Origin of the sequence: Massilia cellulosiltytica, assembly GCF_047325105.1 — a bacterium.
In the GTDB taxonomy this organism is placed as follows: domain Bacteria; phylum Pseudomonadota; class Gammaproteobacteria; order Burkholderiales; family Burkholderiaceae_D; genus Telluria; species Telluria orientalis.
Window position 1 is genome coordinate 222,486 of sequence record NZ_CP168562.1, and the last position, 19,947, is coordinate 242,432.

11 protein-coding genes are annotated in these 19,947 nt (G+C 67.9%); 5 read left to right on the forward strand and 6 right to left on the reverse strand.

Going from position 1 to position 19,947, the window contains the following annotated elements; genetic code table 11:
- Positions 1-79 precede the first annotated feature (79 nt).
- Positions 80-2,239 carry a TonB-dependent receptor plug domain-containing protein gene (locus ACEN9H_RS01000; RefSeq protein ID WP_413673474.1) on the forward strand — a complete coding sequence of 720 codons (2,160 nt, stop codon included), beginning with the start codon at positions 80-82 and terminating at the stop codon, positions 2,237-2,239.
- Between the two features lies 1 nt (position 2,240).
- Here ACEN9H_RS01000 and folK read toward each other — a convergent pair whose 3' ends face one another.
- From folK to ACEN9H_RS01025, 5 genes are read right to left on the reverse strand one after another with little or no spacing between them, the layout of a single operon-like run.
- Complete coding sequence (gene folK, locus ACEN9H_RS01005; protein WP_413673475.1) at positions 2,241-2,717, reverse strand: 2-amino-4-hydroxy-6-hydroxymethyldihydropteridine diphosphokinase; 477 nt, start codon at positions 2,715-2,717, stop codon at positions 2,241-2,243.
- A complete protein-coding gene (gene pcnB, locus ACEN9H_RS01010; protein ID WP_056124143.1) occupies positions 2,714-4,090 on the reverse strand; it encodes a polynucleotide adenylyltransferase PcnB in 1,377 nt (458 codons plus the stop codon). The genes folK and pcnB overlap by 4 nt, the downstream gene beginning before the upstream one ends.
- On the reverse strand, positions 4,083-4,757 hold the full coding sequence (locus ACEN9H_RS01015; protein WP_413673476.1) for an HAD family hydrolase: 675 nt from the start codon (positions 4,755-4,757) through the stop codon (positions 4,083-4,085). Before ACEN9H_RS01015 ends, pcnB begins: the two co-directional genes overlap by 8 nt.
- A complete protein-coding gene (gene hda, locus ACEN9H_RS01020) occupies positions 4,754-5,446 on the reverse strand; it encodes a DnaA regulatory inactivator Hda (protein WP_413673477.1) in 693 nt (230 codons plus the stop codon). The genes ACEN9H_RS01015 and hda overlap by 4 nt, the downstream gene beginning before the upstream one ends.
- Positions 5,447-5,479: 33 nt before the next feature.
- Positions 5,480-6,562 (reverse strand): AI-2E family transporter, encoded by a 1,083-nt coding sequence (locus ACEN9H_RS01025; protein ID WP_160410634.1) that lies wholly within the window; start codon positions 6,560-6,562, stop codon positions 5,480-5,482.
- 148 nt (positions 6,563-6,710) lie between these two features.
- Here ACEN9H_RS01025 and purM point away from each other — a divergent pair, with 148 nt between their 5' ends.
- The 4 genes from purM to ACEN9H_RS01045 all read left to right on the forward strand — a co-directional run bounded on the left by purM (position 6,711) and on the right by ACEN9H_RS01045 (position 17,814).
- A complete protein-coding gene (gene purM / locus ACEN9H_RS01030; RefSeq protein WP_413673478.1) occupies positions 6,711-7,754 on the forward strand; it encodes a phosphoribosylformylglycinamidine cyclo-ligase in 1,044 nt (347 codons plus the stop codon).
- A 3-nt stretch (positions 7,755-7,757) separates the two neighbouring features.
- Positions 7,758-8,348 (forward strand): adenylyl-sulfate kinase, encoded by a 591-nt coding sequence (gene cysC / locus ACEN9H_RS01035; RefSeq protein ID WP_413673479.1) that lies wholly within the window; start codon positions 7,758-7,760, stop codon positions 8,346-8,348.
- Positions 8,349-8,512: 164 nt separating this feature from the next.
- Positions 8,513-9,361: a sulfotransferase gene (locus ACEN9H_RS01040; RefSeq protein ID WP_413673480.1), complete on the forward strand. Its 849-nt coding sequence runs from the start codon at positions 8,513-8,515 to the stop codon at positions 9,359-9,361.
- Positions 9,358-17,814, forward strand: coding sequence for an Ig-like domain-containing protein (locus ACEN9H_RS01045; RefSeq protein ID WP_413673481.1), 8,457 nt, complete (start codon positions 9,358-9,360; stop codon positions 17,812-17,814). The genes ACEN9H_RS01040 and ACEN9H_RS01045 overlap by 4 nt, the downstream gene beginning before the upstream one ends.
- Positions 17,815-17,899: 85 nt before the next feature.
- Here ACEN9H_RS01045 and ACEN9H_RS01050 read toward each other — a convergent pair whose 3' ends face one another.
- Positions 17,900-19,909, reverse strand: a complete 2,010-nt coding sequence (locus ACEN9H_RS01050) for an alpha/beta hydrolase family protein (RefSeq protein ID WP_413673482.1) — start codon at positions 19,907-19,909, stop codon at positions 17,900-17,902.
- Between the last annotated feature and the right edge of the window lie 38 nt (positions 19,910-19,947).

Here is a 19,947-nt window from a genome sequence, read left to right on the forward strand (position 1 = left end):
AAATGATTGCTGACGGATAGATTTCTCGTGATAGGATCTGTTCAATAACGAACTGTTATCCATCACATCGGTCCGGCACATGCTCAACACCCGTTCCACGTCATTCGCTGCTGCCCACCTGGCGGTAGCGCTGCTGTCCCTCGATGTCGCCGGCGCCGAGCCGGTCCCGCAGGCCCGGGTCGAGGTGCGCGGCTCGGCCGGGCAATACGATGCGCGGCGCGACGACACCTCGACCAGGATCGTGGTGACCCAGGAGGAACTCAAGAAATACGGCGACAGCACCGTGGCCGACGTGCTCAGGCGCCAGCCGGGCATCTCGGTCAGTGGCGGTGGTCCCGGCCGGGGCGGCGAGATCCGCATGCGCGGCCTGGGCAGCGGCTATACGCAGATCCTGCTCAACGGCGAACCGGCGCCGAACGGTTTCTCGCTCGATTCGCTGGCGCCGGCGCTGGTAGAGAGAATCGACATCCTGCGCGTGGCGAGCGCCGACATGAGTGCGCAATCGATCGCCGGTACCATCGACATCATCCTCAAGCGCAAGGTGCGGCAGGGGCAGCGCGACCTGAAGCTGCAGGCCGAGCATTCCAACGTGTTCTTCTCGCCGAGCGCGTCGCTGCAGATCGCGGACAAAGGCAAGGCCATGTCCTATTCCGTCGTCGCGGACGTGCGCAAGGGCAGCTTCGAACAGGATTACGACCAGGTCGAGCAAGGCTGGGACAGCGCCGGCCGGCCGGTCTTGCTGCGCAAGGTGGCGCGCAAGAACGACGGCGGGTTTCGCGCGCTGTCGCTGACGCCGCGCGTGAACTGGACGCTGGACAACGGCGACACGCTCAGCTCGCAGTCCTTCGTCCGCGTGCAGCGCTCGGACAGCCGGACCGAAGGCCACTGGAACGCCACCCTGGGCGACCTGCCCGACTACCCGAACGACCGCACCTGGCCGGACGATCGGCGCAGCCAGCTGCGGTCCGACCTCAATTGGATGCACAAGCTCGGCCAGGACGAGAAGCTGGAAGCGAAAGCGGGCCTGAACGCCAGCCGTGTACGCAACCGCCAGCACGAAGCCGGCTACGGCACGGCCGGGGAACGGACGCTGGACCGCGACGTGCACAACGATACGGACGGGCGTGGGGCTACGCTGACCGGGAAGTACAGCAAGTCCTACGCGAGCGGGCATCAGTTCAGCGCCGGCTGGGATGCGGCGCGCCAGTCCACCGACGCCGCGCGCGCGTCGCGCGAACTGCAAGGACTGGCCGGCACGCCGGTGCGGGACGACCGGCAGTACGACGCCACGCTGCATCGCCTCGCCTTGTATGCGCAGGATGAATACGCCATCACGCCGCGGCTGTCGACCTACCTGGGCCTGCGCTGGGAGACGCTGCGCACCCGCAGCGCAGGCAGCGATTTCAGCGCCATCCACAACACGGCCAATCTGCTGAGCCCGATCCTGCAGGGCCTGTGGAAGCTGGACGGCAAACAGGACCAGCTGCGCGTCGCCTTGTCGCGCACCTACCGTGGCGTCGACCTGGAGCGTTTGATACCGCGCGTGACCCGCTCGCTGAACAACACGGAGGTCACGCCCGACACCGCCGGCAATCCGGCGCTGAAGCCGGAACAGGCGTTCGGCGTCGACGCGGCCCTGGAACACTTCGGCGGCCATGGCGAGCAGGTGAGCCTGTCCGTGTACGTGCGCCGGATCAGCGACACCATCCACGACGACACCCGCCTCGTGGCGGGCCGCTGGGAGACGACGCCCGTGAACGACGGCAGCGCACGCACGCGCGGCATCGAGTTCGACGCCAGGCTGCCGCTGCGCGCGCTGGTCGCCCGCGCCGCCAATGTCGACCTGCACATGAACGTGACGCGCAACTGGTCCAGCGTGAGCAACGTGCCCGGCCCGGACAACCGCCTGGCCGGCCAGACGCCGCTCACGGCCAACGCCGGCGTCGACTACCAGTTCGGCGCGACCGTCAGCGGCGGCGCGAATTTCACCTTCCGCAGCGGTGGACCGCAGCGGATCTCGCGCACGACGGGCACGTATTCGACCGTCAAGCGCGAACTGGACCTGTATGCGTTGTGGAAGCTGACGCCGAAGACGCAACTGCGCGTGACCGCCGTGAACCTGTTGGCCGAACCTGCCACCGAGGAGACGCGCTACGGCGACGCGTCCGGCAGCCTGCGCAAGACGTCCGTCTACCCGTTCAGCGCCATCCTGCGCGTGGGACTGGAAACGCAGTTGTGATTCAGCCGAGCCGTTCGATCGCCTGGTCCGCGACCTGCGCGCGCAGCGCGTGCACGGCACCGCGGCCGGGAATGACGAGATCGGGCGCGACGTCGGCCAGCGGCGCGAGCACGAACGCACGCTCGTGCATGCGGGGGTGCGGGACGATCAAGGTGGGCGCATCATCGATGACCTGGTCGCCGTAGAGGAGCAGGTCGAGGTCCAGCGTGCGCGGCGCGTTGCGGTAGGGCCGCTCGCGGCCATGCGCCTGTTCGATGGCGAACAGCGCCTGCAGCAGGGCGTGCGCGTCGAGGTCCGTGTCGAGCGCGGCGACGGCGTTGACGTAGTCGTCGCCCGAGGAATCGATGGGGGCCGTGCGGTACAGCGGCGACGTCTGCCGCAACGCGGCACCCGGCAGGCGCGACAGGCGCTCGATCGCATCGAGCACGTTCGCACGCGCGTCGCCCAGGTTGGCGCCGATGCCGACCCAGGCGATCATTCGCCGCTCGCGGCCTGCGGGGCGTCGACCGGTGCGCCGCCTTCGCCCTCGGCGCGGCGCGGGCCGCGGCGGCGCGGGCGTTTCTTCTGGCTGGACGGCTGGACGTCGCGCGCGGAATTGACCAGGCGTTCGCGCTCGGCGATGTCGCCGGCGTAGAACGTCGCCCACCAGTTGCCGATCTCCGCATCGAGCTCGCCCGATTCGCAGCGCAGCAGCAGGAAGTCGAAGCCGGCGCGGAAGCGCGGGTGCTCCAGCAATTTATACGGCGTCTTGCCGGTGCGGCGCTCGAAGCGCGGCTGCATGGCCCAGATGTCGCGCATGTCGGTCGCGATGCGGCGCTGCAGGGCGAGGTTGTCGGTCTGGTTGTCGAGGACGTCGTCCGCCGCCAGGTGCAGCGCGGGGATCGGCGATTCGCCGGCGGCGCGGTAGGCGTTCCACTTTTCCAGCACCTGGTGCCACAGCAGCGACGCGAACAGGAAGCCCGGCGACACGCCCTTGCCGGCTTTTACGCGCGTATCCGTGGATTCGAGGGCCAGCGTCACGAACTTCATGCCGATCGGCTGCTCCAGCACGACGTCCAGCAGCGGCAGCAGGCCGTGGTGCAGGCCGGACGAACGCAGCTCCTTCAGGCAGGCCAGCGCGTGGCCGCTCATCAGGAGCTTCAGCATTTCGTCGAACACGCGCGCGGCCGGCACGTTGTTGATCAGCGGGGCCATCACGGGAATCGGGGCGCGGGTCGCCGGCTCGATCGTGAACTGCAGCTTGGCCGCGAAGCGCACGACGCGCAGCATGCGGACCGGATCTTCGCGGTAGCGCGCTTCCGGTTGGCCGATGATGCGCAGGACCTTGGCGCGGATGTCCTCGATGCCGCCGTGGTAGTCGAGCACCGACTGCGTGGCCGGGTCGTAGTACATGGCGTTGATCGTGAAGTCGCGGCGCTCGGCGTCCTCGTGCTGCGGACCGAAGTTATTGTCGCGCAGGACGCGGCCATGTTCGTCCTTCGGCGCGTTGTCGCTGCCCTTGCCGCGGAACGTGGTCACCTCCAGCAGGTCCTGGCCGAACATCACGTGCACGATCTGGAAGCGGCGGCCGATGATGAAGGCGCGGCGGAACAGCTTTTTCACTTCCTCGGGCGTCGCGTCGGTGGCGATGTCGAAGTCCTTCGGTTTCACGCCCAGCAGCAGGTCGCGCACGGCGCCGCCGACGACGAACGCCTTGAAGCCGGCTTCCTGCAAGGTCTGCGTGACGCGCACCGCGTTGTTCGACACGAGCTTCGGATCGATGCCGTGCTGCTCCGGCCCGAGGATGACGGGTTCGGTCGGGTCGCGCTCGTCTTTGACGCCCAGGATTTTGCGGATGAATTTTTTAATCATTGAAGAGGTGCAGTGAAGTCCAGCCGAGGGCGTTGGCGTGTTGGTTCAGTTTCTCGCTCGGGTTGGTCGCCACCGGGTGCGAGACGACCGACAGCAGCGGGATGTCATTGTGCGAGTCGCTGTAGAACCAGCTGCGCTTGAAACTGTCGAACGGGCGGCCCAGGCCGTCCAGCCACGCGTGCATGTGCGTCACCTTGCCGTGGCCCTGCGTGGGCGTGCCGGCCAGCTTGCCGGTCGGGTGGCCGCGCTCGTCCAGCTCGGGGCGCGCGGCGATCAGGTGGTCGACGCCGAATTCGCGCGCGATCGGCGCGGTGACGAACGCATTGGTCGCCGTGATGATCGCCACGAGGTCGCCCGCGTCCTGGTGCTTTCGCACGAGGTCGAGGGCTTTCGGACGGAGCGCCGGCTTGATCACGTCGCGCATGTACTGCGCCTGCAGGTCTTTCAGATGGGCCGGATCGAAGCTGGCCAGGGTGCCGAGGGCGAATTCGAGGTATTCGACCGGGTCGAGCGTGCCGGCGTTGTACTGCGCGAAGAAGGCGTCGTTGCGGCGCTGGTGTGCGGCGGCGTCGACGACTTTCTCACGCACGAGGAACTGGCCCCATTCGTAGTCGGAATCGATCGGCAGGAGGGTGTGGTCGAGGTCAAACAGCGCGAGGTCGTTCATTCTTTTGTTTCGGAGTGTGGACTGCCGGGATTGCCCTGAAGCAAGAGATCACGCAGCAGCGGTACCGTGACCGGACGCTGGGTCTCGAGCGAATACTGGTCGAGGGCATCCAGCATGGTCGACAGGGAGCGCATGTCGCGCTTGAAATGGGACAGCAGATAGGGTAACACGCTGGCGGACAGCGTCAAACCGCGGGCCTCGGCGGCCTGCGTGAGGGCGGCGATCTTCTGGTCGTCGGACAGGCCGTGGATCTGGTACACGAGACCCCAGCCCATGCGGGTGCGCAGGTCTTCGCGCACCGGGAGCACGGCCGGCGGCACCGGACCCGTGCAGACCATGTAGGCGCCATGCTCGCGCACCTGGTTGAACAGGGCGAAGGCGTCGATCTGGCGCTCGGGCGACAGCTGGTCGACGTCGTCGACGAGGTACAGGCTCACGTCCGGCGTCAATACGAAGTCGTCCGCACCGCTCGTCGCCGCGATGTAGCGCGCGCCATCGGTGGCGGCGAGGCCCTGCAGCAAATGCGTCTTGCCGGCGCCCGTTTCTCCCCACAGGTAGCAGAAATGCTCGCGCGATGCGCGCTGGGCGAACTGGTGCATCAAGTGCGCCATTTCGGCATTTTCCCCTATCTGGAAGGTGTCGAGGCTTTGCGCCGGCTCGGCGCCCAAATCGAGCACCAGCTGTTTCATGGCTCGGTTCTCATCATGTCGTGTGCGTATGAACTAGGCATTATAAAAGCTGCTGCGCAGATAGTGGCGTTTCAAGTGACGGAATGCCACCATCAGCACGGCCGATGCCGGCAGCGCCAGCAGCACGCCCACGAAACCGAACAGCTGGCCGAAGGCGAGCAGGGCGAAGATCACGGCCAGCGGATTCAGGCCGATGCGCTCGCCCACGAGTCGCGGCGTGAGGAAAAAGCCTTCGATGACCTGGCCCGCACCATAGATCACCGCGACGGCGATCACGCCGCTCCAGTCGGAAAACTGCAGGATGGCGGCCGTCAGCGCCAGCACGAGCCCCAGGCCGTAGCCCAGGTAGGGGATGAAGACGAGCAGCCCAGTCAATATGCCGACCGGCAGCGCCACCTCGAAGCCGGCCAGCGCCAGCGCGGCCGAGTAATACAGCGCCAGCACGAGCATCACGAGCAGTTGCCCGCGCAGGTACTGGGCCAGCAGCGCGTTGACTTCCTGGGCCATGCCCACCGTCTGGCGCACCCAGCGGCGCGGGACGGCGTTTTCCAGTTGCAGCAGCAGGCGGTGCCAGTCCAGCAGCAGGTAGAACAGCACGACGGGGATCAGGATCGCCGTGGCGACCCAGCCGAGCAGGGCGCTGCCGCCCACGCGCGCGGACGCGAGCACGGTCGTCCAGATCTCGTCGCTCGACGTCATGATCTGCTGCGTGAGGATGGTGCGCAGGCTGCTGCCGTCCAGCTTGATGTGGATGCCAAGCTGCGCCAGGCGGGGCGACAGGATGGTGTCGACGCGGGCGAGCGCGTCCGGGATCTGGGCCTGCAGCAGCGGCAATTCCGTGCGCAGCACCGGCACGACGATCAGCACGAGGGCGGTGACGGACGCCAAGAACGCGAGGATCACGACGACGACGGCGAGCGAGCGGGGCAAATGAAGCTTGCCGAGACGCGTGCGTTCGAGCCGGTCGACGGCGCCGTTCAGGGCATAGGCGAGGATGGCGGCGGCGATGAACGGGGTGAGGATGGGCCCGAGGGCGTACAGCAGCAGACCGCAAGCGAGCCAGAGTGCCAACCAGAACGCTGACTGTTTTTGCTCCGGGCTGAGGGAAAAAGGCATGTAGTTGTTGTTCTTGACCGTTAAAACGGTGCCGGGGCAGGCCGTTTTGATAAAATAATGGATTGACCGACTGGCTGCCGCCGGTACGTGCCGTCAAATGCCCAGTTGTCAACCGCCTACTATTTTACCGCCTCCGCTGCCAAATACCATGAGCCAACCATCTAATGTTTCTCTCTCCTACCGCGACGCTGGTGTCGATATCGATGCCGGCGACGCCCTGGTCGAAGCGATCAAACCTTTTGCCAAGCGCACCATGCGCGAAGGCGTGCTCGGCGGCATCGGCGGTTTCGGTGCGCTGTTCGAAATCAGCAAGAAGTACAAGGAACCGGTCCTCGTGTCCGGCACCGACGGCGTCGGCACCAAGCTGAAGCTGGCGTTCGAACTGAACCGTCACGACACGGTCGGCATCGACCTCGTCGCCATGAGCGTCAACGACATCCTCGTGCAGGGCGCCGAGCCGCTGTTCTTCCTGGATTACTTTGCTTGCGGCAAGCTGGACGTGCCGACCGCGACCGCCGTCGTCAAAGGCATCGCCACCGGCTGCGAACAGGCCGGCTGCGCCCTGATCGGCGGCGAAACGGCCGAAATGCCGAGCATGTACCCGGACGGCGAATACGACCTGGCGGGCTTCGCCGTCGGCGCCGTGGAAAAATCGCAGATCATCGACGGCACCAAGATCGCCCCGGGCGACGTCGTGCTGGGCCTGGCTTCGTCGGGCATCCACTCGAACGGCTACTCGCTGGTGCGCAAGATCATCGAGGTGTCGAAGCCGGACCTGGAAGCCGACTTCCACGGCAAGAAGCTGTCCGACGCGCTGATGCAGCCGACCCGCATCTACGTGAAGCCGCTGCTGGCGCTGATGCAGGCGATGGAAGTGAAGGGCCTCGTGCACATCACGGGCGGCGGCCTCGTCGAAAACATCCCGCGCGTGCTGCAGGATCACCTGACGGCCGTGCTCGACAGCAAGTCGTGGACCCTGCCGCCGCTGTTCCAGTGGCTGCAGCAGCACGGCGGCGTGGCCGACGCCGAGATGCACCGCGTGTTCAACTGCGGCATCGGCATGACCGTGATCGTGTCGAAGGAAAACGCGGACGCGGCCGAAGCCCAGCTGAAGGCGGCCGGCGAGACCGTGTACCGCATCGGCGAGATCCGCGCGCGTGGCGAAGGCCAGGCGCAGACGATCGTCGAATAAGCCATGACGGCGCCCGCTGTTCCGCTGCCGGTTGGTGACGAAGAACGGCGGCGCCCCACCGGCGCGGTGGTCTGGATTACCGGACTGTCCGGCGCCGGCAAGACGACGCTGGCCCAGGCCGCCGAACGGGTCCTGTTCGAGCGTGGCTGCGGCGTGTTCGTGCTGGACGGCGACAAGGTGCGGCATGGCCTGTGCGCCGACCTCGGTTTTTCCCTCCCCGAACGATCCGAAAACATCCGCCGGATCGGCGAAGTCGCGCGGCTGTTCTACGAGGCCGGACAGATCGTGATCGTTTCCGCCATCTCCCCGCTGCGCGCCGACCGCGCCCGCGCCCGGGCCCTGATCGCGGCCCCGTATTTCATCGAAGTCCATTGCCACTGCCCGCTCGCCGTGTGCGAGGCGCGCGACCCCAAGGGCCTGTACCGCCGCGCGCGCGCGGGCCTGTTGGCGGAGTTTACCGGCATCTCCTCGCCCTACGAGGCGCCGGATGGGCCGGAACTGGTCGTCGACAGCGCGACCACGTCCGTCGCGGACGAAGTCGCGCGCCTCGTCGACGTGCTCGAGCGGCGCGGCCTGCTTACCCAGCGCGGCTGAATGGGATCGCCGACTGTCTCGGTTTCGGAACACATTGCTGTATTTTTCGTTTTAATGTTATTTCTCTATTGCTCCACTGAAATAGCCTTTGCATGATGATGGGAATACACGGGTGATTTGCTTCATCCGGATTTATTTCCCATTTTTCATGAGTGACCATTCCAGTGTCAGCGAACAGGAAATTCCATTTCATTTCCGGCTTGCCGCGTTCCGGCTCCACGCTGCTGTCGGGCATCCTGCTGCAAAATCCGCGCTTCCATGCGGGCATGTCGAGCCCGGTCGTCGGCCTGTGCTCGTCGATCATCAGCCAGTTCAGTGCGGGTTCGGAATTCGCCCCCGTCGTCGGCCGTGACAAGCGCAAGGCTCTGCTGCGCGGCATCTTCGATGCGTATTACGCGGACGTCGACCGCGAGATCGTGTTCGATACGAACCGTGCCTGGTGCGCCAGGCTGCCCCTGCTGCTGGACCTGTTCCCACAGGCGAAGGTGATTGCCTGCGTGCGCAATGTCGCGTGGATCATGGACAGCATCGAGAAGATGGTGCGCGCCAATCCGTATGAAAACACGCGCCTGTTCGGCGCCGGCGGCGGCCGCGGCACCGTGTACAGCCGCCTCGATTTCCTGGCCCATCCGGACAACCTGGTCGGGTTTCCCTGGGCCGCGCTGCGCGACGCCTTCTATGGCGAGCATGCGGGTTCGCTGCTGCTGGTCGACTACGACCTGCTGGCCAAGGCGCCCGCCAAGGTCCTGCCGCTGGTCTACGACTTCCTCGGCGAGCCGCATTTCGAGCACGACTTCGACAACGTCGAGTACGACGCCGAGGACTTCGACCTGCAGGTGGGCGTGCCCGGCCTGCATCGCGTGAAGGCGCAGGTGAAATTCACGCCGCGCCGCGCCGTGATCCCGGCCGACCTGTTCGATAAATACAGCAAGATGTCTTTCTGGAATGACTCCACCGGCAGCACCGCCAACGTCATTACCGCCCAGTCTCCACAACAAGGAAAACCTGAATGAGCTCCACTTACCTCGATGGCATCGGCGACGATCTGATCATTTCGACCGGCGCGGCGCCCGCCGCCCCGTCGCTGGATGCGGCGTTCCAGGACGTGCAGCTGGCGCGGCCGCGTACCGAGATCGTCTTCATCGAAGACAACGTCGCCGATTACCAGTCGCTGGCGCAGCAATTGGGCGTCGGCCGTGAAGTCGTCATCCTCGATTCCACCGGGGACGGCGTGCACCAGATCGCCGACGCGCTGGCCGGACGGACCGGCATCGATGCGCTGCACATCATTTCGCACGGCGCCGCCGGTACCGCCAGCCTGGGCGCGCTGACGCTGGACGCGGCCAGCCTGGGCGACCACCAGGCCGACCTGAACGCCATTGGCCGCAGCATGGCCAAGGATGGCGACATCCTGCTGTACGGCTGCGACACCGGCGCCGGCAGCCGGGGCCAGGCCTTCGTCGACCAGCTGGCGATCGCCACCGGGGCCGACGTGGCGGCATCGAACGACCTGACCGGCAGTGCGGCGCGGGGCGGCGACTGGCAACTGGAAGTGACGAGCGGGAAGGTGGAAACGGCCAGCGTCGGCACGGTGGGACAGAGCCTGAGCTACGACGACGTGCTGGCGCTCAGCCAGGCGACCGCCACATTCGATTTCAATTACGGCTATTCCGGGTCGTGGGGCCCGCAAGGGGCAGACCTGTATTTCGGCCTGACGCAGGATGGGGCGTACCAGATCCACGTGCACAACGACAACAATCTGAACATCGTGTCGCCCGACATGGTCCAGCTCATGGTCGATTCCTACGCCGTCGCCGCACATCCGGCCGAGGTGTCGTTTTACGGCGGCAAGGTGTTTTCGGTAACCTCGCTCGACCTGTCCCTGGACAGTTCGGGGAGTTACACTCCCGGGGTACAGCACGCCAACGTCACGATCACTGGCCTGGACGCGCACGGCAACACGGTCGACAGCAAGACCGTCGACATGGCGTACGATGTCAACGGTGCCTACGCTCAGCTCAACACGGTGACGTTCAGCGGGATGACCGAGATCACGACGCTGAAGATCGTCGTGGAGAATAACTCCGGCAATTTCCGGGGCGTGTTGATCGACAACGTGGCCGTCACCAATGTCCATGCCCCTGACTCGACCCCGCCGACCACGACGAATGCCAGCGTCGCCTTCTCGGCCGACACCGGCGCGTCGAGCACCGACCTGATCACCCAGACCGCGGCGCAGAGCATCAGCGGCACGCTGAGCGCCAACCTGGCGTCGGACGAGCACGTCGAAGTCTCGCTGGACAACGGCGCGCACTGGACGACGGCCAGCGCCACCGTCGGTACCAACACCTGGTCGCTGAGCGCGACGCTGACCGGCAGCAATACGCTGAAAGTACGCGTGGTCGACAGCGCCGGCAACGCCGGCACGGCCGATAGCCACGCCTACACGCTCGACACGGCCGCGCCGGCCGCATCGTCGACGCCGGTGCTGGACGCCGCCAGCGACACGGGCGTATCGAACAGCGACGGCATCACGGCCGCCACCACGCCGACCTTCACGGGCACGGCCGAAGCGGGCGCCACCGTCGACCTGTACGAAGGCAGCACGCTGCTGGGCAGCACCGTCGCCACCGGCGGCACCTGGAGCATCACGAGCTCGGCACTGGGCGCGGGCCAGCACACGGTGTCCACGATCGTGACCGATGCCGCCGGCAACGCCAGCGGCGCCTCGGCCGGCCTGACCTTCACCATCGACCTGACCGCGCCCACGACCACCGTGGGCGGCATCGCGTTCTCGGCCGATCATGGGACATCGGGCACCGACTTCATCACGGACACGGCCGCGCAGACCATCAGCGGCACCTTGAGCGCCGCGCTGCAGACCGGCGAGCAAGTCCAGGTTTCGCTCGACAACGGCGCCAGCTGGACGGCGGCGCAGGTCAACGGCACGGCCTGGTCGCTGGCGGCCACGCTGGCCGGCAGCGGCACGCTGCAGGCGCGCGTGGTCGACGCCGTCGACAATGCCGGGCCGGTGGCTTCGCAGGCCTATGTGCTGGACACGGCTGCGCCGACGGTGACGATCACCAGCGACGTCGCCGCGCTCAAGGCCGGCGAGACCGCCACCGTCACGTTCACGTTCAGCGAAGATCCGGGTGCGAGCTTCACCTGGGATGGCACGCAGGGCGACGTCATCGTCAGCGGCGGCACGCTGTCCGCCATCAGTGGTTCCGGCCAAGTGCGCACGGCGACCTTTACGCCGGACGCCGACACGGACGGCGGCACCGCCAGCATCACGATCGGCGCCGGCAGCTATGCCGACACGGCGGGCAACACGGGCGGCGCGGGGACGACCCCGTCGCTTCACTTCGACACGCTCGCGCCGGTGGTACCGCTGGCGTACCTGTCGCCGCTCAGCGACAGCGGCGCCATTCCGTTCGATGGCGTGACCAGGGTCGTGACGCCGACCATCGACGGCTTCGCCGAAGCCGGTTCCACCATCACGTTGTACGATACCGACGGCACCACGGTGCTGGGCAGCACGGTCGCCACCAACGGCGTCTGGTCGATCACGACGTCGACGTTGAGCGAGGGCGCACACACGATCACCGCCAGGGCGAGCGATGCCGCCGGCAACGCGAGCGCCGCATCGCTCGGCACGCAGGTCACGATCGACACGACGGCACCGGACGCGCCATCGGCACCGACGCCGGACGCCGCCATCACCCGCGACACGACCCCGACGTTCAGCGGCACGGCCGCGGCGGGCACCGCCGTCGACCTGTTCGATACCGACGGCACCACGGTGCTGGGCTCGACCGTTGCCGACGGCAACGGCACCTGGAGCATCACGGCCACGACGATGGGCGAGGGCACGCATACGGTGACGGCCAAGGCCACGGATCTGGCTGGTAACACCAGCGCCGCCTCGCCGGCGCAAAGCGTCACGATCGACACCACCGCGCCGGCCGCATCGTCGACGCCGGCGCTGGATGCCGCCAGCGACACGGGCAGCTCGCACAGCGACGGCATCACGGCCACGACCACGCCGACCTTCACGGGCACGGCCGAGGCGGGCGCCACCGTCGACCTGTACGAAGGCAGCACGCTGCTGGGCAGCGCCGTCGCCACGGGCGGCATCTGGAGCATCGCCAGTTCGACGCTCGGCGCGGGCCAGCACACGGTGTCCACGATCGTGACCGATGCCGCCGGCAACGCCAGCAGCGCCTCGGCCGGCCTGACCTTCACCATCGACCTGACCGCGCCCACGACCACCGTGGGCGGCATCGCGTTCTCGGCCGATCATGGGACATCGGGCACCGACTTCATCACGGACACGGCCGCGCAGACCATCAGCGGCACCTTGAGCGCCGCGTTGCAGACCGGCGAGCAAGTCGAGGTCTCGCTCGACAACGGCGCCAGCTGGACGGCGGCGCAGGTCAACGGCACGGCGTGGTCGCTGGCGGCCACGCTGGCCGGCAGCGGCACGCTGCAGGCGCGCGTGGTCGACGCCGTCGACAATGCCGGGCCGGTGGCTTCGCAGGCCTATGTGCTGGACACGGCTGCGCCGACGGTGACGATCACCAGCGACGTCGCCGCGCTCAAGGCCGGCGAGACCGCCACCGTCACGTTCACATTCAGCGAAGATCCGGGTGCGAGCTTCACCTGGAACGGCACGCAGGGCGACGTCATCGTCAGCGGCGGCACGCTGTCCGCCATCAGTGGTTCCGGCCAAGTGCGCACGGCGACCTTTACGCCGGACGCCGACACGGACGGCGGCACCGCCAGCATCACGATCGGCGCCGGCAGCTATGCCGACACGGCGGGCAACACGGGCGGCGCGGGGACGACCCCGTCGCTTCACTTCGACACGCTGGCGCCGGCGGTACCGCTGGCCCACCTGTCGCCGCTCAGCGACAGCGGCGCCATTCCGTTCGATGGCGTGACCAGGGTCGTGACGCCGACCATCGACGGCTTCGCCGAAGCCGGTTCCACCATCACGTTGTACGATACCGACGGCACCACGGTGCTGGGCAGCACGGTCGCCACCAACGGCGTCTGGTCGATCACGACGTCGACGTTGAGCGAGGGCGCACACACGATCACCGCCAGGGCGAGCGATGCCGCCGGCAACGCGAGCGCCGCATCGCTCGGCACGCAGGTCACGATCGACACGACGGCACCGGACGCGCCATCGGCACCGACGCCGGACGCCGCCATCACCCGCGACACGACCCCGACGTTCAGCGGCACGGCCGCGGCGGGCGCCGCCGTCGACCTGTTCGATACCGACGGCACCACGGTGCTGGGCTCGACCGTTGCCGACGGCAACGGCGCCTGGAGCATCACGGCCACGACGATGGGCGAGGGCACGCATACGGTGACGGCCAAGGCCACGGATCTGGCTGGTAACACCAGCGCCGCCTCGCCGGCGCAGAGCGTCACGATCGACACCACCGCGCCGGCCGCATCGTCGACGCCGGCGCTGGATGCCGCCAGCGACACGGGCAGCTCGCACAGTGACGGCATCACGGCCGCGACCACGCCGACCTTCACGGGTACGGCCGAAGCGGGCGCCACCGTCGACCTGTACGAAGGCAGCACGCTGCTGGGCAGCGCCGTCGCCACGGGCGGCATCTGGAGCATCACCAGTTCGACGCTGGGCGCGGGCCAGCACACGGTATCCACGATCGTGACGGATGCCGCCGGCAACGGCAGCGGCGCCTCGGCCGGCCTGACCTTCACCGTCGACCTGACCGCCCCCACGACCACCGTGGGCGGCATCGCGTTCTCGGCCGATCATGGGACATCGGGCACCGACTTCATCACGGACACGGCCGCGCAGACCATCAGCGGCACCTTGAGCGCCGCGCTGCAGACCGGCGAGCAAGTCCAGGTTTCGCTCGACAACGGCGCCAGCTGGACGGCGGCGCAGGTCAACGGTACGGCCTGGTCGCTGGCAGCCACGCTGGCCGGCAGCGGCACGCTGCAGGCGCGCGTGGTCGACGCCGTCGACAATGCCGGGCCGGTGGCCTCGCAGACCTATGTGCTGGACACGGCTGCGCCGACGGTGACGATCACCAGCGACGCCGCCGCGCTCAAGGCCGGCGAGACCGCCACCGTCACGTTCACGTTCAGCGAAGATCCGGGTGCGAGCTTCACCTGGGATGGCACGCAGGGCGACGTCATCGTCAGCGGCGGCACGCTGTCCGCCATCAGCGGTACGGGCCTGGTGCGCACGGCGATCTTCACGCCGGACGCCAACACCGACGTCGGCACCGCCAGCATCACGATCGGCGCCGGCAGCTATGCCGACACGGCGGGCAACACGGGCGGCGCGGGGACGACCCCGTCGCTTCATTTCGACACGCTGGCGCCGGCCGCATCGTCGACGCCGGTGCTGGATGCCGCCAGCGACACGGGCGTATCGAACAGCGACGGCATCACGGCCGCCACGACGCCGACCTTCACGGGTACGGCCGAAGCGGGCGCCACGGTCGACCTGTACGAAGGCAGCACGCTGCTGGGCAGCACCGTCGCCACCGGCGGCACCTGGAGCATCGCAAGTTCGACGCTGGGCGCGGGCCAGCACACGGTGTCCACGATCGTGACCGATGCCGCCGGCAACGCCAGCGGTGCCTCGGGCGGCCTGACGTTCACCGTCGACCTGACCGCGCCCACGACCACCGTGGGCGGCATCGCGTTCTCGGCCGATCATGGCGCGTCCGCCACCGACTTCATCACGAACACGGCCGCGCAGATCATCAGCGGCACCTTGAGCGCCGCGTTGCAGACCGGCGAGCAAGTCCAGGTCTCGCTCGACAACGGCGCCAGCTGGACGGCGGCGCAGGTCAACGGCACGGCCTGGTCGCTGGCGGCCACGCTGGCCGGCAGCGGCACGCTGCAGGCGCGCGTGGTCGACGCCGTCGACAATGCCGGGCCGGTGGCTTCGCAGGCCTATGTGCTGGACACGGCGGCGCCGACGGTGACGATCACCAGCGACGCCGCCGCGCTCAAGGCCGGCGAGACCGCCACCGTCACGTTCACGTTCAGCGAAGACCCGGGCGCGAGCTTCACCTGGAACGGCACGCAGGGCGACGTCATCGTCAGCGGCGGCACGCTGTCCGCCATCAGCGGTTCCGGCCTGGTGCGCACGGCGACCTTTGCGCCGGACGCCAGCACGGACGGCGGCACCGCCAGCATCACGATCGGCGCCGGCAGCTATGCCGACACGGCGGGCAACACGGGCGGCGCGGGGACGACCCCGTCGCTTCACTTCGACACGCTGGCGCCGGATGCGCCGAGGATCCCGGTGCTGCAACCAGCCAGCGACACCGGCGCTTGGTCCACCGACGGCATCACCGCCGACGCGACGCCGACCGTCAACGGTACGGCGGAAGGGCATGCGCTCGTCACCCTGTACGACGGCGCGACGGTGCTGGGCACCACGACAGCCAATGCCGGCGGCATGTGGAGCATCACCACCCCGACGCTGGCCGACGGCACCCACCAGTTACGTATCACGCAGACCGACGTGGCAGGGAATGTCTCGGCACAAGGCGCCGCGCTGGCGGTCGTGATCGACACGCACGCACCATCGGCCCCGGCCGCCCCGGTGCTGTCCATCGCGAGCGACAGCGGCATCGCGGGCGACCACATCACGAAGGTCAGGACGCCGACGTTCAGCGGCACGGCCGAAGCCGGGGCCTGGGTGACGCTGTACGACACCGACGGCACTACCGCGCTCGGCTCGACGGGGGCCGATGCCGACGGCAACTGGATCATGCCGGCGTCCCCGCTGGCCGACGGCACGCACGTTCTGACCGTCAGGCAGGTCGATGCGGCCGGCAACGAATCGGCCGCAAGCCCGGCCCTGACGCTGACGGTCGACGCGACCGCACCGGCGGCGCCCGCGGCCCCGCAGCTGCAGGCGCAGTCCGATACGGACTCGGTCGGCGACGGCGTCACGTACGCGGTGCCGGTCCTCGAGGGCAATGCGGCGGCGAACGACCTCGTCACCCTGTACGACGGCACGACCGTGGTGGGCACGACCCATGCGGACACGCACGGCCACTGGAGCATCGCCGCCCAGGCGCTGGGCCTCGGCCGGCACACGCTGAGCGTGACCGATACGGATGCCGCGGGCAACGTGTCCGCGGCGAGCGGCAGTTTCGCCCTGACGGTCGAGGAAGCGCCGGTGCCGCTGGTGGATGGCGTGCGCGTCGTGACGGTGCCGGTCTCGCTGCCGGGCGGCGCGTCCGGCACCCAGGTCCAGGTCCCGATCGTGAGCGCGGGCCGCGTCGAGCAGACTGGTGCGGCCGCCACGGCGGACATTCCGCTGGCCGGCGGTACCGATCTGCTGGTGGCCCACGTGGGCATCGGTTACGGACTGACCGCCAGCGGCGGCGCCAATACGACGGTGGCAAACGGCGGCGCCGGCCTGATCGCCGCGATCCAGGCGGCGACCACGTCCGGCGGCGACCTCGTCCACATGAGCGGCAACGGCCAGAGCTACCTGGCGCAACTGCAGGCAAGCGAATCGCTGCTGGTCCAGACCATCGCGCCGGTCAGCAGCCAGGGGGGGCTGGACAGTGTCCTGACCCTGAGTGCCGCGAGCAGCGCCCAGCAGCAAGTGGCACTCGTGATCCAGACCGGCGGCCTGGCGCCCGGCAGCACCATCGCGCTGCAGAACGTCAATTTTGCGGCGATCGTCGGCGCAGCCAATATCGTCGTCCAGGGCGGCACGCAGATACTGACCGGCGATGCGGCCAGCCAGCACGTCACGCTGGCGTCCGGCGGCGGCACGCAGGTGTTCAGCGGCGGCGGCGACGATACGCTCGGCTTCGGTGTACCGGCGGCGCGGGCGGCGAGCGCCAGCGGCGCGGCCCACGCGAATGCCGCGTCGACGCCGGCCACCACGGTCCTGCACGGCGGCACGGGCAGCGACACCGCGACGTTCGCCGGCGCCCGTGCCGACTTCGACGTGGAAACCCACAACGGCTACCTGGTGGTGAGCAGCAAGGCCGCGCCGGCGGCGAAGGCGCTGGTCGTCAACGTCGAGCAGCTGCAGTTCAGCGATGCCACCGTCAAGGTCGAGGACAGCGGCGCCATGGATACGCTGGCCAGCATCTACCAGACCGCGCTCGGGCGCCAGGCCGATATGTACGGCATCGAGTTCTGGGCCGATGCGCACCAGGCGGGCGTCAGCTGGGGCAGGATTGCGCTGGACATCATCCGTTCGCCCGAGTACGTGGCCAGCCACGACGCGTTCAACGGCAATGCCGAGCACGATCTCGGCATGCTCTACCAGGCTTTGTTCGACCGCGCTCCCGACGCGCCGGGCCTGGCCTTCTGGGTCGAAGCGATGCGCAATGGCGTCAGCCTCGAGCATATCGCCACGGAGTTCGTGGCATCCGTCGAGATGATCGGCCACCAGCGTGCGGCCACCGACTGGGATTTCATCGTGTAAGCATTGCGCAGGCGATGAACAACGGGCGCCGCATGGCGCCCGTTGTCATGTGCGGCGTATGACATCAGCAGCGCCGCGTGTGTCGTTATCGCCCCCCGCCCGGACCGATGTTCTTGTCGAGGAAGGCCTCGACGCGGGTCCAGAAGTCGACCGAGTTTTTCGGCAGGTGCCAGCCATGGCCTTCTTCCGGGTACTCGATCCACTCGACGTTCCTGTTGGTCTTCGTGACGGCGTCGTAGAACTTCTGGCCGTGGTACAGCGGCACGCGGCGGTCGACGCCGCCGTAGGCCAGCAGTACGGGCTGCGTGATGCGGGCCGCCTGCTCGATGGGCGACGTGGCCTTCAGTTGCGCCGCATCCTTCACGCGGTCGCCGATCAGTTCCGGCATGCCGTAGGCCTTCCACTGGTCCGTGAGGTCGGACTCGCGGCTCCAGGCCCCCGTGTACATCAGGTTGATGTCGGTGACGCCGACCCAGTCCACGCCGCACTTGTACAGGTCCGGGTCGTTGACGAGGCCCATCAGCGTGGCATAGCCGCCGTAGCTGGCGCCGGCGATGCAGATGCGCTTCGGATCGGCATAACCCTGCGCGATGGCCCAGCGGGTGCCGTCGGCCACATCGTCCTGCATGGCGCGGCCCCATTGCTTCCAGCCTGCCTGATAGTGGCGGAAGCCATAGCCCGTGCTGCCGCGGTAGTCCGGCTCCAGCACGGCGTAGCCGCGCGAGGCGAGGAATTGCGAATCGGGGTCCCAGCCCCAGACCGCGCCGTGCACCCATGGTCCGCCGTGCACCAGCACGACCATCGGCAGGTTCTTGTTCGCGCCGCGCGGCAGGGTCAGGAGGGCCGGGATCTCCAGGCCGTCGCGCGCCTTGTAGCGCACCATCTGCTGGCGGCCCATCCGCTTCGGATCGATGGCCGGGCGCGACGAACCGATGTCGTTGAACTGGTCGGTGGCCGTGTTGTACAACGTGTAGCGCATCGGGATCGCGTCGGAATACGACCGTATCAGCACCCAGGGCGAATCGTCGGCCGGAACGTCGATCAGGTTGACGGTGGCGGGCAACAGTTTGTCGAGCTTGTCCTGCAGCGCCTTCATGCCCGGATCGAACCACTCGTTCGACCGGGCGTCGGTGGTGATGAGCGCGCCCAGGAGTTTCGTGCGGCTCTTGACCAGGCTGCCGGTGAAGTCATAGCCCCTGGTGACCAGCAGCGGCTCGGCGGCAAGCTTGCCGGCCTTGAGATCGTAGGCGTAGAGCGCCTCCGTGTCGTGGCCGTTGTGGGCGGCGACGTACAGCGTGCCGTCGGGACCGAAGCTTACCGGACTGAACGCACCTTCGCTTGCGGTATAGGCTGCGAACTGCGCCAGCGTGCGCCACTTGTCCTGGTCGGCGGGATCGCGGTAGTAGATCGTCATCCGCCCATCCTTGACGGCGGTGGCGAGGCGGGGTTCGCCTTCGTGATCGAGCAGCCAGCTGGTCACCGGTCCCGGGCGGGGAATGGTTTGCGCGTGGCCCGTGCGCGTGTTCAGGCGGACCAGGTCGGTGTAGAGGTGTTCATCGCCCGCATCCCAGATGGGACGGGACACGTAGATCATGTCGTCCTTGCGTGGACGCTGGCGGATGAGGAACGTGTTCCACGGTTGCATCGGCACCTTGCCGATCAGTTCGTGGCGCGAAGCGGAGTCGAAATAGCGGTCGGCCAGCTGCGCGAAATGCTGGCCGTCGCGGTCGACGGCGTACAGGCCCGGACCGTGCCGCACGTCGCCCTGGCCGGTATTCTTTTCGGTCAGGTCGAAGACGAGCCGGGTGCCGTTCACCCATTCGAAGTCGTCGATGTCGGCATCGTCGAATGCGGCCACCACGGTCGGCTTGTTGGTGGCGAGGTCGATCACGGCGAGATAGTCCTTGCGGTCGGGCGCGCCGGCACGGACCGCCAGGTAGCGCGCATCGGGCGACAGCGCGACGCGATGGATGGCAGCGTGCTGGAAAAAGGCGATGGCCGGCGGCGTGGCTACAGCGGCCGGCGCGGCCCAGGCGGTACCGGCGAGCGAAGCGGAGAGAGCGAAAAAATACGGCAGGATACGGCGCGGGAGCATGCAAGATCCTCAGTGAGAACATTGCATAAAGATAACAT